Origin of the sequence: Aeromonas sp. s11, from assembly GCF_040907945.1 — a bacterium.
In the GTDB taxonomy this organism is placed as follows: domain Bacteria; phylum Pseudomonadota; class Gammaproteobacteria; order Enterobacterales; family Aeromonadaceae; genus Aeromonas; species Aeromonas veronii.
On record NZ_JBFOCU010000058.1, the window covers coordinates 13470 to 26296 of the forward strand.

General features: G+C 61.7%; 13 protein-coding genes. 4 read left to right on the forward strand and 9 right to left on the reverse strand.

Going from position 1 to position 12827, the window contains the following annotated elements; all coding sequences use genetic code 11:
• Positions 1 to 223 precede the first annotated feature (223 nt).
• On the forward strand, positions 224 to 1354 hold the full coding sequence (locus AB5Y84_RS16695; RefSeq protein ID WP_368177415.1) for a NapC/NirT family cytochrome c: 1131 nt from the start codon (positions 224 to 226) through the stop codon (positions 1352 to 1354).
• A gap of 23 nt (positions 1355 to 1377) precedes the next feature.
• Positions 1378 to 3858: a trimethylamine-N-oxide reductase TorA gene (gene torA, locus AB5Y84_RS16700; protein WP_149153766.1), complete on the forward strand. Its 2481-nt coding sequence runs from the start codon at positions 1378 to 1380 to the stop codon at positions 3856 to 3858.
• Between the two features lie 85 nt (positions 3859 to 3943).
• Here torA and AB5Y84_RS16705 read toward each other — a convergent pair whose 3' ends face one another.
• From AB5Y84_RS16705 to AB5Y84_RS16720, 4 genes are read right to left on the reverse strand one after another with little or no spacing between them, the layout of a single operon-like run.
• Positions 3944 to 4405: a hypothetical protein gene (locus tag AB5Y84_RS16705; RefSeq protein ID WP_005339830.1), complete on the reverse strand. Its 462-nt coding sequence runs from the start codon at positions 4403 to 4405 to the stop codon at positions 3944 to 3946.
• Positions 4406 to 4446: 41 nt separating this feature from the next.
• Complete coding sequence (locus AB5Y84_RS16710) at positions 4447 to 5796, reverse strand: sensor histidine kinase (RefSeq protein ID WP_005339828.1); 1350 nt, start codon at positions 5794 to 5796, stop codon at positions 4447 to 4449.
• Positions 5793 to 6449: a response regulator transcription factor gene (locus AB5Y84_RS16715; protein ID WP_005339826.1), complete on the reverse strand. Its 657-nt coding sequence runs from the start codon at positions 6447 to 6449 to the stop codon at positions 5793 to 5795. The genes AB5Y84_RS16710 and AB5Y84_RS16715 overlap by 4 nt, the downstream gene beginning before the upstream one ends.
• A 21-nt stretch (positions 6450 to 6470) precedes the next feature.
• Entirely contained in the window at positions 6471 to 6809 is a 339-nt protein-coding gene (locus tag AB5Y84_RS16720; protein WP_069526972.1) for a PepSY domain-containing protein, read from the reverse strand.
• Between the two features lie 63 nt (positions 6810 to 6872).
• On the opposite strand from AB5Y84_RS16720, the gene AB5Y84_RS16725 reads away from it, so the two are divergent.
• The gene (locus tag AB5Y84_RS16725) at positions 6873 to 7121 is read left to right on the forward strand and encodes a PepSY domain-containing protein (protein WP_149153769.1); all 249 of its coding nucleotides are present in this window, start codon (positions 6873 to 6875) and stop codon (positions 7119 to 7121) included.
• Here AB5Y84_RS16725 and msrQ read toward each other — a convergent pair.
• Positions 7118 to 7744 (reverse strand): protein-methionine-sulfoxide reductase heme-binding subunit MsrQ, encoded by a 627-nt coding sequence (gene msrQ, locus AB5Y84_RS16730; RefSeq protein ID WP_199415254.1) that lies wholly within the window; start codon positions 7742 to 7744, stop codon positions 7118 to 7120. The genes AB5Y84_RS16725 and msrQ overlap by 4 nt on opposite strands.
• On the reverse strand, positions 7735 to 8736 hold the full coding sequence (msrP, locus tag AB5Y84_RS16735) for a protein-methionine-sulfoxide reductase catalytic subunit MsrP (protein WP_150390133.1): 1002 nt from the start codon (positions 8734 to 8736) through the stop codon (positions 7735 to 7737). The genes msrQ and msrP overlap by 10 nt, the downstream gene beginning before the upstream one ends.
• Positions 8737 to 9104: 368 nt before the next feature.
• Between msrP and AB5Y84_RS16740 the strand changes: the two genes are divergently transcribed.
• Positions 9105 to 9587 carry a DUF1097 domain-containing protein gene (locus AB5Y84_RS16740; protein WP_005339809.1) on the forward strand — a complete coding sequence of 161 codons (483 nt, stop codon included), beginning with the start codon at positions 9105 to 9107 and terminating at the stop codon, positions 9585 to 9587.
• 1 nt (position 9588) lies between these two features.
• On the opposite strand, the gene AB5Y84_RS16745 is transcribed toward AB5Y84_RS16740, so the two are convergent.
• Genes AB5Y84_RS16745 through AB5Y84_RS16755 form a run of 3 tightly spaced genes read right to left on the reverse strand, consistent with a single transcriptional unit; the run spans position 9589 to position 12790 of the window.
• A complete protein-coding gene (locus AB5Y84_RS16745) occupies positions 9589 to 10869 on the reverse strand; it encodes a sigma 54-interacting transcriptional regulator (protein WP_005339807.1) in 1281 nt (426 codons plus the stop codon).
• Positions 10866 to 11384 (reverse strand): hypothetical protein, encoded by a 519-nt coding sequence (locus tag AB5Y84_RS16750; RefSeq protein ID WP_040070048.1) that lies wholly within the window; start codon positions 11382 to 11384, stop codon positions 10866 to 10868. The genes AB5Y84_RS16745 and AB5Y84_RS16750 overlap by 4 nt, the downstream gene beginning before the upstream one ends.
• 5 nt (positions 11385 to 11389) lie before the next feature.
• Complete coding sequence (locus AB5Y84_RS16755) at positions 11390 to 12790, reverse strand: sensor histidine kinase (RefSeq protein WP_368177453.1); 1401 nt, start codon at positions 12788 to 12790, stop codon at positions 11390 to 11392.
• Positions 12791 to 12827: the final 37 nt, after the last annotated feature.

Below are 12827 nucleotides of genomic sequence, written 5' to 3' on the forward strand. Positions count from 1 at the left end.
TTTTGCGAGGGGGCTAACAGCTGTCGCGGAAAGTGCACAAATAGATAAAACAGAAAACAACTGAATTTAATTCGATAATTAAATAAAAAACAAAACAAAAGACAAAATGTGAGAACAATCAAAAATATAAACCATGATGGAGGTCAACGCCTTATCCCTGTCATTACTACTACTATTGGACTAGTACTATGTAGGTAATTATTGACCGTAGGAAAACGCCGCCATGATTGGAAAACTGATAAGAAAAACCTGGTTCTGGCTCCTGCTGCTCGGGGCCCTGCTGGGTGTCGCGGCACTGGGTGTCACCGTGACCGTGCTGCACAAGACCAGCGCCACCGAATTCTGCGTCTCCTGCCACTCCATGCAGACTCCGCTCGCCGAGTATCAGGGCAGTGTCCACTTCCAGAACACCAAGGGGATCCGCGCCGAGTGCGCCGACTGCCACATCCCGGGCGACCCCACCTCCTACCTGTGGACCAAGATCCGCGCAGTGAAGGATATCTATCACGAGGCGATCGGCACGCTGGATACCCCGGAAAAGTATGAAGCCCACAAGCTGCGGATGGCCCAATCCGTCTGGGACGAGCTGAAAGCCAACGACTCCGCGACCTGCCGCAGCTGCCACAGCTACGAGGCGATGGACATTCTGGCCCAGCGCCCCAATGCCCGTGCCGAGCACCCGGTCGCCATCAAGGAAGGCCAGACCTGTATCGACTGCCACCGTGGTGTCGCCCACATCATGCCTGACATGAGCGGCCTGGCTGCCGCCGGTGCCAGCGAGCTGGCGCAGGCTGCGGCCCAGACCCCGGCCAACGTCACCACCCGTTACGCCATCGCCACCACCCCGCTGTTCCTCGATGCTGCCGCCAAGACCGACGAAGGCACCCTGATGCCCTCCACCAAGGTGGAAGTGCTGGCCAACGAAAACGGCCGCGCCAAGGTGCAGATCGAAGGCTGGCAACAGGATGGTGTGAGCGAAGTGTTCTACGCCGCACCGGGCAAACGGATCCTCAGCGTACTGGTCGGCGATGCCGCCAAGAAAGCACTGGTCACCAGCCAGAGCGAAACCGACAGCGCCACCAACCTCACCTGGCATCAGGTCAAGCTGACCGCCTGGGTCGACCAGAGCCAGCTCATCGGCGATCAGGGCAAGCTGTGGCAATACGCCTCCACCCTGATGTCCAACAACTGTACCGGCTGCCACGGCCTCACCGCGCTGGATCACTTCAATGCCAACCAGTGGATCGGCGTCATCAAGGGGATGGAATCTCGTACCTCCCTGACCCCGGAACAGGCTCGCATGTTGACCCAGTATGTCCAGAAACACGCCAGTGACATGAGCGCGGCCCACTAAGGCTGGCACAGAGGATAACCGTTATGACTTTTTTCAATGACAAGAAGACCAATCTGTCCCGCCGCAACCTGCTCAAGGGGCTCGGCGCCTGCGCAGCCCTGCCCCTGCTCGGCGGCATTTTTCCCAAGAGTGCGCTGGCACAAGCCATCAGCACCGCATTGAGTCAGTTCCCGACTCTGGTGCCCGCCCAGAAGGGCATTCTGACCGGCGCCCACTGGGGTGCTTTCGAGGCGATCGTCGAAGATGGTCGCATGGTGCGCGTCCAGCCGGTGGCCGATGATCCGGCACCGAACGATCTCATCGACATGGCGCCGTTCCAGGTGCACGCCAAGAACCGCATCAAGTACCCCATGGTACGCAAGAGCTGGCTGGAACACGGCCCGGGCGCCAAGCCTGAGCTGCGCGGAGCCGACGAGTGGGTGCGAGTAAGCTGGGACAAGGCGATCGAACTGGTGGCCGGTGAAATCCAGCGCGTGCAGAGTGACTTCGGTCCGCAGGCGATCCACGCAGGTTCCTACGGCTGGAAGAGTGTCGGCATGTTCCACAACAGCCGCACCCTGCTGCACCGCCTGATGAACCTCTCCGGCGGTTTCACCGGTTATGCCGGTGACTACTCCACGGGCGCGGCCCAGGTGATCATGTCCCACGTGATGGGCTCCATCGAGGTGTACGAGCAGCAGACCGCCTGGCCGAATGTGGTGGAAAACGCCGAACTGGTGGTGCTGTGGGGGGTCAACGCTCAAGTAACTCTGAAGAACAGCTGGAACATGCCGGATCACGAAGGGCAGGCCGGCTTCATGGCGCTGAAAGAGAAGGGCACCCGCGTCATCAGCATCGACCCCATCTACAACGAGACCGCCAAGCTGGTCGGTGCCGAGTGGATTGCGCCGAACGCCTACACCGACGTGGCCATGATGCTGGGTGTGGCTCACACCCTCTACAGCGAGAAGAAGCACGATCAAGCTTTCCTCGATCGCTACACCGTTGGCTTCGACAAGTTCCTGAACTACCTGCTCGGCAAGGATGACGGCCAACCGAAGAGCGCCGAATGGGCGAGCAGCGTCTGCGGCGTCGATGCCAAGGTGATCCGCCAGCTGGCTCTCGACATGGCCGCCAAGCGCACCATGATCATGGCCGGTTGGGGCATGCAGCGTCAGCAGCACGGCGAACAGCCGAACTGGATGCTGGTCACTCTGGCCTCCATGCTGGGCCAGATCGGCCTGCCGGGCGGCGGCTACGGCTTCAGCTACCACTACTCCTCCGGTGGCAGCCCCACCGCCAAGGGCGGCATTCTGGCCGGTATCTCCGCCGGCAACGCACCGAAGAACAGCCCGGCCCCAATCCCGGTGGCCCGCATCGCCGACTGTCTCGCCAATCCGGGCAAGACCATCGACTTCAACGGCCGCAAGGTGACCTATCCGGACATCAAGCTGGTCTACGTAGCGGGCGGCAACCCCTTCCACCACCATCAGGACACCAACAACCTGCTGCAAGCGTGGCGCAAACCGCAGACCGTGATCGTGCACGAGCCCTACTGGACGGCCACCGCCAAGCACGCCGATATCGTGTTGCCGGTCACCACCAGCTACGAGCGCAACGATCTGGAGATGGGTGGCGACTACTCCCAGCGCTATGTGTTCCCGATGCACCAGTGCGTGCCGCCCCAGCACGAGTCCCGCAACGACTTCGACATCTTCAGCGCCATCGCCGCCAAACTGGGCGTGCAGGAGCAGTACACCGAAGGCAAGGACGAGATGCTGTGGCTCAAGCAGATGTACGACGGCATGGCGGCGCAGGCCCGTGGCGCCCGCGTGGCGCTGCCGCCGTTCAATATGTTCTGGGAGTCCAACAACTACATCCGCTTCCCGATCCCCGAGGCAAACCGCCAGTGGATCCGTCACGCCGATTTTCGCGAGAATCCGCTGCTCAACCCGCTCGGCACCCCGTCCGGCAAGATCGAGATCTTCTCCAACACGGTGGCGGGGATGGGTTACGCCGACTGCGCCGGCCATCCCAAGTGGTATGAGCCCAAGGAGTGGGTGAAGAGCGAGGTGGCGGCGCGCTATCCGCTGTCGCTCAACACCTCCCACCCGACCCAGCGGCTGCACTCCCAGCTCGACAACACCCCGCTGCGGGACAAGTTCGCTATCGCCGACCGCGAGGCGATCATGATCCATCCCGCCGACGCCAAGGCTCGCGGCATCGCCCAGGGGGATCTGGTGCGCGCCTTCAACGAGCGCGGCCAGATTTTGGTGGGCGCCCTGCTCTCCGAGGATGTGCGCCAGGGGGTGGTGCGGATCTGCGAAGGGGCCTGGTATGACCCGGCCAAGCCGGGCGAAGCGGGCAGCATCTGCAAGAACGGCAACGTCAACTGCCTCACCTTCGACGAAGGCTCGTCCAGTCTGGCGCAGGGCAACTGCGGCCACATGGCCCAGTTGCAGATCGAGAAGTACACTGGCCCAGTGCTGGCCAACACCGCCCACGCGGTACCGGCCAACGGCTAAGGCGATTGCCACCCAATAAAAACGGCGCCATCAAGGCGCCGTTTCTTTATCTGTCTGCCAAAGCGCAGGCATGGTCGGGACGGGTTTAGAACTCCCCTTCCTCCATATACTCCTGCGCGCACTCAACCAGCTGCGGCCACAGCTCTTCCGGCACCCAGGCGTCCGGGTCATCTTCATCGCCATCGTATTGGCTCCAGAAATAGCGGCGCAGGCCGGAGGCAAACTCGTCGCTGATCTCGGCCAGCTCCGAGAGCGGCCCCAACCAGGCGATGCGGCGCAGGCCGGAGGCGAGATCGTTGATGGCATCCATCAGGGTGCGATCGTCGAAGCTCTGCTCCACCAGCAGGGTGAAGCGCTCCCGCGCCTGCTCGGTCTGCTCCTCGTCCAGCTCGCCCACATCGGCCAGCAGGTCGACAAAATCTTCCAGAAGGAACGCGATCAGGCCATCCCTGTCTTCAAACCACTGAATCTGGGCGCCCTTGACCCCCAGCACAGAGGCATCAAACGAATCGTCAAGGTGACACAGTGCCCACGGATCGTCGGTCATGCTTCTCTTCCTCAGGCTAAAACAAATGCCATATGTTATGCCTAGCTCTCGACTCTTGCCACCTTGGGCAACGAGAGGGAGGCGGCCAGACCGCCCAGTTCGGCGCGGCCCATGATGAAACTGCCCCGATAGGCTTCCGCCAGATCGGAGACGATATTGAGGCCCAGGCCCGAGCCCGGCACCTTCTCGTCGAGCCGCACCCCGCGCAGCACCGCCTTGGCGATCTGATCCTCGCTCATGCCGGGGCCGTCATCCTCGATACGCAAGGTGATCCAGCCCCCCAGCTCGGCGCTGGAGATGCGCAGCTCGCTGGCAGACCACTTGAAGGCGTTCTCCAGCAAGTTGCCTACCATCTCATCGAAATCCTGCTCCTCCACCCCGACCGCCAGATTGGCGGGCACCTGCAGGTCCACCGTCTTGCCCGGATAGAGGCGGGAGAAGGCGCGGCAGATATACTCCACCCGCGCCCGCACCGGGGTCGAGACCCCGAGGATCTTGGCGGCGCCGGTCACCCGTGCCTTGCCGAGGTGGTAATCGATATGGCGCTGGATCTGGTCGAGCTGCTCGCCGATGGCAGCCTGATCCTCCGGCGGCAATTGAGCCACCTGATTGCGCATGATGCTGAGCGGCGTCTTGAGGGCGTGGGCCAGATTGCCGGTGTGGGAGCGCGCCCGCTGCAGCAGCTCGCCGTAGTGATGCAGCAGCCGGTTGATATCCTCCACCAGCGGCTGGATCTCCAGCGGATAGCGCAGCCGGAATCCCTCCTGATGACCCTCGTGAACCCGCCCCAATTCGCGGCGCAGCAGGTGCAGCGGCCGCAAGCCGTAGACGATCTGGAACATGAAGCCGAGTACCAGACCGGCGGCGGCAAAGCCGAGGCCGAGGAACAGGCTGATCCGGGTCTTGTTGAGGGTTTGGGTCAGAGCGCTACTGTCCTTGGCCATCACCAGAGTGAACACCCGATCCGAACCGGGCAGCAGCACGGTGCGGGTCATGATCAGCAGCGGCTCCTTGTTGGGCCCCTTGCCGACGAAGAGGTCGGGATCGCCAAACGCCGACTTGAGGCCGTCGCTCTTCAGGTTGGTATCCCATAGGGAACGGGAGCGCCCCACCACATCGCGGCCCAACTCCAGCTGCCAATAGTAGCCGGAGTAGGGTTGATTGAAGCGGGGATCGGAGAGGGAGCCGGTGACCACCGGCAGGCCGGTTTTGGCCACTTCCAGCCGGGAGAGCAGATCATAAAGCTGCAGGCGAAGGCCGTCGGCCTCCGCCTCCTGCCAGTAGTTGCGCATCATGGTCTGCAGACTGAAACCGGTGGCGAACAGAAACAGCCCGCACCACACCAGCGCGATGGCGACCAGTCGCCCCCGCAGGGTTCTGACCAGCCTCATTCGTTGATCCGGTACCCGAGGCCGCGCACTGTTTCAATCAGGTCTGGATTGGTTTTCTTGCGGATCCGGCCGATGAACACCTCCACGGTATTGGAGTCACGGTCAAAATCCTGAGCATAGATGTGGTCGATCAGCTCGCTGCGCGATACCACCTTGCCCCGGTGCTGCATCAGATAACCCAGCACGCGGAACTCGTGGGCGGTCAGTTTGATGGGAGTCCCTTCGTACCACACCTGCGACGCCGCCATGTCGAGCCGCACTCCGCCAATCTCCAGAATGGAGCTGGCGTTACCCGCCGCCCGGCGCACCAGCGCATGGACCCGCGCTACCAGCTCGGCCACCTGGAACGGCTTGGTAAGGTAGTCATCGGCACCGGCGTTGAGCCCCTCGATCTTCTCGTGCAGCTGACCACGGGCGGTCAGCACCAGCACAGGGGTATCGATCCCCTTGCTGCGCCACTCTTTCAGCACGCTCAGGCCATCGCGCCCCGGCAGGCCGAGGTCGAGAATGATGGCGTCATAGGGTTCGGTCTCACCGAGGAAACCGGCCTCGTTGCCATCGTGGCAGAGGTCGGTGACAAAGCCGGAGAGGCGCAGCTGTTCGGCCAGCTGGCCAGCCAGAATTTTTTCGTCTTCAACAATCAGAATTCGCATGAACAGGCTTCCACACAGGGGTTATTCATCATCCTCGACCGGGGGCTTTGGCGGTTCGAACAGCCGCTCCAGATGGTGGCCCTTGGCCCACACCAGCTCAAGGTTGTCGGCCCGATAGGCTACCTTGATCACGCTGTTTTCCCGATCGATGACTCGCAGTTCATAGAGCCAGATACCATCCTCTTCCCCCAGATCCACCCGCAACACCCGCACCGGCAATCTGGCCGCCATCTCCATCATTTCATGGAAGGGCCGAACCCGTCCCTCATGGACAGCTTGCTGCAGCATGGCTTCATCAGGCGTGACCGCCTGTGCCAGCAACGGCAGCAATAACCCAAGCAGAGGGAGCGCTCTATTCATGGATGATTCATCTCCAAAAACCTAACATAATGGCGTTTATAGTCTGCCAGCCATGAATCCGGAATGAATATGATCCCGCGCAGTTTCCTGCTGATCCTTTGCCTGTTGAGTGCCACAAGCTGGGCGGCCCAGAGCCGTCTCGACATGGCCGGGCTGGTCAAACTCCTGCTGGCGCAAGGGTATCACGACATTCGGGAAGTGGAGCTGGAAGGGGACAAATTCGAGGTCAAAACCCTCAATCGCCAGGATCAGAAGGTGCATCTCATCGTCGATGCCTACACTGGCGAGATCAAACAACAAGAGGCCAATTAGGCCTCTTTTGCATTCCAGTGTCCCCGCATGGGGCGCAGCAGTTTCTCCCGCCTCGGCCAGAGCAGGGCGCAGGCCAGCAGCAGGTAGATGAGGGGCTCCCCCCAACCGCTCTTGAGCGACCACCAGTAATGCACCGGCACCAGCAGGGCGATGGCATAGACCCAGTTGTGCAGCTTCTGCCATGCGGCACCCATGCGGCGCTGCAATGCGGGCAGCGAGGTGATGCTGAGGGCGGCCAGCAGCAACAACGCTACCATCCCCACTACTATGTAGCTGCGCTTGACCAGCTCGCCGCCAATCAGCCCCCAGTCAAACTGCAGATCCAGCCCCAGCCACGCCATGAAGTGGAGCAGCGCCCAGGCAAAACACCAGAGCCCGAGGGGGCGGCGCAGCTTGATTAGCTGCCCCTGCCGCCAGCGCTTGGCCAGCGGCGACACCAGCAGGGTGAGCAGCAGCAGATTGAGCGCCCCCTTGCCGAGGTAGTGGATAAGCTCTGGCACCGGATCGCCCCCCAGCAGACCTGCCGGAATGGCAAACCCCAGCCAGAGCAGGAAGCCGAGAGCGCCCAGATGCACCAGTGCCCGCAAACCGCTGATATGGGCCGGTTTCAATCTCAGTACCATTGGCGCAGATCCATCCCCTGATAGAGCGAGGCGACTTCGTCACCATAGCCGTTGAACATCAGGGTCGGCTGACGCTTGGCGCCAAACACCCCGCCCTCGCCGATAAAGCGCTCGCTGGCCTGACTCCAGCGCGGATGATCCACCTGCGGATTGACGTTGGCGTAGAAGCCATATTCGTTGGGAGCCAGCAGATTCCAGGTGGTCGGCGGCATCTCCTCCACCAGCCGGATCGAGACGATGCTCTTGATGCTCTTGAAGCCGTACTTCCACGGCACTACCAACCGGATCGGCGCGCCATTCTGGGCGGGCAGGGTCTTGCCGTAGAGCCCCATCGCAAGGAAAGAGAGAGGGTGCATCGCCTCGTCGATACGCAGCCCTTCGACGTAGGGATACTCGATGCCGCCCCCCAAACTGGAGGCCTGCCCCGGCAGCTGTTTCGGATCAAACAGGGTTTCGAAGGCAACAAACTTGGCGCGACTGGTGGGCTCGGCACGGCGGATAATCTCCGCCAGCGAGATGCCATTCCAGGGCAGCACCATGGACCAGGCTTCGACACAGCGCAGTCGGTAGATCCGCTCCTCCAGCTCGCTCTTGTTGATGAGGTCCCACACATCGAGGGTAAAGGGCTTGGCCACCTCCCCCTCCACCTTGAGGGTCCAGGGTTCGGGCTTGAGGTAATGGCCGTTGCGAGCCGGGTCGGACTTGTCGGTTCCGAGCTCATAGAAGTTGTTGTAACTGGTTGCCTTCTCTTCCGGTGTCAGCACCAGATTGGCCGAGCGCTCCGCAGGCTTGCTGTTGATCGGCCTAGTGGCTAATTGGGGAGCATCCTCTTTACCGCGCAGCAGATCGAGTACACCGGCCTGAGTGGGAAATGCCAGGGTGGCTGCGCCCAGACCCAGCCCTTTGAGAATAAGGCGGCGGTCCTGATAGACGGCTTCCGGGGTGACATCCTGTTCGGTAAGGGGGTGGGCGGTACGACGCTTGATCAACATGAAAAACTCCCGGGGCTGAGTGAGGCAGTATGGATAAGACCCGCCCCGGCAGATTTTTATTTCACACAAATTTACATCATGTGGTGCAGGGGCAGTGCCTTGGCCATGGTGCCGACCAGAAACAGGACTACGAACACCAGAAGGGGAACGATCACATTTGGCGCCATCAGACTCACTCCATGAGCAGGACAGGGCCTCTAACTATGGCCGACTGTCAGGCCGGTCACCAATGAATTTTTTTCGCGAGCGCAAGCGTATTCCTGAGTTGAAAAGGGTGATGAAGATCACACACAATTCGGCCCCCGCTTGCCGCCCCGATTGCCGGGGGTAGGCTGCCCATTTTGCGAAGCCAACTGAAGAGTCGCCCCATGAGCCCACTGATCGCCATCGCCATCACCACTGGAATTCTCTCCGCCGTCTGGGGCTGGATTGCCGTCGCGTTCGGCCTTATCTCCTGGGTCGGCTTTCTCGGCTGCACCAGCTATTTCGCGTCAAGCGGTGGCTACAAGGCGCTGCTGCAGACCATCTTCTGCAACACCAGTGGCATGCTGTGGGCACTGCTGCTGATCCATGGCGACAGTCTGTGGGGAGCGGGTGTGGCGGGTTATGTGATGACGGGGGTGGTCGCAACCCTGATGTGCGTACAGGCCAAGCAGCAGTGGCTCGGCTACATTCCCGGCACCTTTGCCGGTTGCTGTGCCACCTTCGGGGCGGCTGGCGAGTGGCGGCTGATCCTGCCCTCCCTCATCATTGGCGCCTTGTTCGGTTACCTGATGAAGGCGAGCGGCCTCTGGCTCTCCCATAAAACTCAAAAAGCCGATGCCGCTCCGGCGGTGGTTGATCCCGCCTGATTTATCCCTTCGATTTGAAGTTTGCAGCTTCGATACCGTGCCGATTCAATAACTTGTAGAAATCGGTACGGTTTCTGCCCGCCATGTTGGCCGCCAGGGTCACGTTGCCCTCGGTGGTGCGCAGCAAACGGATCAGATACTCCTTCTCGAATTCGGCCCGCGCCTCGTTGAACGAGGGGATGCCGCCGCCACCGCCGCTCAGGGCGGACTCCACCATGGAGACCCCGATCACCGGGCTGCAACAGAGGCTGGCGAGCTGCTCCACCACGTTGCAGAGCTGGCGCACGTTGCCGGGCCAAGCAGCGGCCGCCAGCATCGCCAGCGACTCGGGCGAAAAACCCATGGCGGCGCAGTCGCTGTGGCGGCTACGGTAATCGTCGAGCGCCTGACGGGCCAGCAGGGGGATATCCTCGCTGCGGGCACTGAGAGACGGCAAAGTGATATTGGCGACGTTGAGACGGTAGAAGAGATCTTCCCGAAAGCGCCCCTCCTCCATCGCCTTGACCAGATCCTGATGGCTGGAGCTGAGCACCCTCACCTCCGGCGTGCCCTGACCATACTCCTCCATCACCTGCAGCAGCTTGGCCTGCAGGGATTCGGAGAGGCTGCCAATCTCGTCGAGAAACAGGGTCGCCCCCTTGGCCTGCTCGAACAGGCCGGACTGGCCATCTTCACCAAACAGCTGCAAGTCGAGTGACGCCCACGGAATGGCGGCGCAGTTGATGGTATGGAGCGGCTTGTCGCGCCGCTGGCTGGCCTGATGCAGCGCCTGCGCCATCGCCCCCTTGCCGGAGCCTGACGGCCCCATGATCAGCACCGGCACCTCCATGGTGGCAATGCTGTGAGCCTGGATCAGCAGCTGCTCCAGCTGGGGATTGCGGGTCAGGATCAGCGACTGCCACTCCTGCTGCTGTTTCGGCCGGGTCAGGCTCAGCGCATGTTCGATGGTGGCGAACAGCTCATCCTTGTTGATGGGTTTGGTCAGAAAGCTGAAGACCCCGGAGCGGGTCGCCTGAATGGCGTCCGGGATGGTGCCGTGGGCGGTCATGATAATCACCGGCAGACCCAGCCACTGGGCCTGGATCCGCTCGAACAGCGCCAGACCGTCCATGCCGGCCATCCGCAGATCGCTCAGTACCAGATCGGCCCGTTGCTGACGCAACCGGTCGAGGGCCCCTTCCGCACTGTCGGCGGTATCCACTTCATAACCCTGACTGCGCAGCCGCATGCTCATCAGTTTGAGCAGGCTGACGTCGTCATCCACCAACAGGATCCGGCTCATGGTATTACCTCACGATTCTCGTTCAGCTTGCGCTGGTTGAGCTGGTCGTCGATGGCGGTCAGCTGCTCGATCTGGCGGCGCAGCCGCTGGATCTCCTGACTCTGGTCATCGCGACGGCTGTCGCGGGCCAGCAGCTGTTCGCCGAGGGCGATCCAGCTACGTAAAAAGGCCTGCGCATCGAGACCCAGCTCGGGCAGCATCTGCTTCAGGCGCGCCAGACCGGCGGTGCGATTGGCCACCGATTCGGCGGGGTGGGAGTCCACCATGGCCAGACTGACCCGGCTCTCCAGATCGTCGGCCCCTTTCAGACGCTGACGCTCCTGCACCCGTTGTTGGGGGTGACTGGCCAGCAGCCAGTCGGAGTATTGCAGGCGCACCTGCATCTCCTTGTTGGCAAACTCCATCCGCTTGGCAAAAGCGATATCGGAGGACTCCCGCTGTGCCTGTTGCGGCAGCAAGGAGCAACCCGCGAGCAGCCCTGCCATCAGAGCTGGGAATACGCGTTGTATCTTCATAGTCCTCATTTCAACGTCAACCTGAAACAGACATCCGCCTGTTCATCCTCTACCAGAACCAGTTCCCCCCCCAGGCTGTTGGCAGACTCGCGGGCGATGGAGAGGCCCATGCCCGAGCCTTTCAAGAGACCTTGCCGCACAGTGCCGCCCTGCTCGAAGGGTTCAAAAATGCGTTGCTGATCGGCCACGGGGATCTTGGGCCCCTCGTTGGCCACTTCCAGCCAGCTTATCTGTTCATTCTGCCCTGCCCTGATCCAGATATTGCCCCCGCTGGCGCCGTAACTGACGGCGTTGGAGAAGAGGTTATCGAGGATCAGCCGTAGCCGGTAGGGCTCCGCCCACAGGGTAACCGGCACGGTCGGCAAGTGTACACGGATCTGCTTGGACTCCAATGCCAGCCGGTACTCGGCAGAAAGTTCCGACAACATCGGCAGCAGGGGGACGGGCTCCAGTTCGAAGGCCTCCTGCTGACTGAGCCGGTTGAAGTCGAGCAGCCGCTCGATCAGGGTCTGCAAACGCCGACTGTTCTCGTCGAGCATCTGGCAGATCTCCAGCTGATCCGGCGTCAAAGGCCCGACCAGCTGCTCGCAGAGCAGATCCGTCCCTTCCCGCAGCACCGCCAGCGGGGTCTTGAGCTCGTGGGATACATGGCGCAGGAACTGGTATTTCTGCAGCTCCAGCTCCTTGAGTTTGTCGTGCAGCCAGACGATCCGCTCCCCCAACAATACCAGCTCGGCAGGGCCGTCAACCGGCTTAGGATCGGGTTCGACCCCGGCTCCCAGACTCAAGATGCGCGACTCAATCTGTCGTACCGGGTGGATGATGAGGTAGGTGAAGATAAAGACCATCAGCAGGCTGAGCGCCGCCACGGCGCCGCTCACCCACCAGAGCTCGCTGGTCAGTCCAGCGATGGTGAGCTGCACCCGATCCATGTGTTCGTCAACCCGGCTGCGGGTGACTATTTCGAGCTGCTTGTTGGCATCGTTGAACTGCTCCAGCTTGTCCCCCGCTACCGCCGCCCGGGCCAGCGCGGCATCCTGCAGGCTGTCGAGCCAGGCCAGCCCCTGATCGAGCCCGCTGTAAAGCTGGGCGTCGGTGATGGAGTTGCGGTGTTCCGCCAGCAACACCCGATACCCGTCGAGTTGCTGCTGGTAGCTGGTGAGACTGCGGCGATCCCCCAGCACCGCGAAGCGGCGCAAGGTGCGTTCGATATCGATGGCTTGCGCCGTCAGCAGGGTGGCGCGGCGGGTATCCTTGACCGCCCGCTCCATCTCGTCGCTGGTGAGCTGACTGAGGTGGGCAAGGGAGGTGCTGTTGTGCCAGATCATGCCGCCCAGCGGCATCAATACCAGCACAAATCCCATCAATACCACCTGCAGCAGGGAGCGTGGGCGAACCTTGGTCATCATCTCTTCTCTTGCATTCTCACCGGTGCGCCAGCAT